The organism is Alkalimonas cellulosilytica (genome assembly GCF_036325985.1).
Classification (GTDB): Bacteria; Pseudomonadota; Gammaproteobacteria; order Enterobacterales; family Alteromonadaceae; genus Alkalimonas; species Alkalimonas cellulosilytica.
The window spans coordinates 1-218 of sequence record NZ_JAUHLI010000082.1 but is presented as its reverse complement, the minus strand read 5'-3'; the positions used below and the strand labels follow the sequence as shown (position 1 = coordinate 218).

Here is a 218-nt window from a genome sequence, read left to right as displayed (position 1 = left end):
AGCGCCATCGGCATCATTGATGGCACGCGGGCCGATTTGGGTGCTATCCAAAACCGTTTTCAGGCAACCATTCGAAACCTGACCAATATCTCTGAAAACGTCTCTGGTGCTCGAAGCCGGATCCGGGATACTGACTTCGCTAAAGAAACGGCTGAGTTAACCCGAACACAGATTTTGCAACAGACCAGTACCACAGTTTTAGCTCAGGCAAATCAGCG

The 218-nt window shown here is 50.5% G+C and carries 1 protein-coding gene; it reads left to right on the top strand.

Annotated features, from left to right (window positions below):
* On the top strand, positions 1–218 hold a 218-nt coding region (locus QWY20_RS18640; protein WP_330130468.1), incomplete at both ends, for a flagellin.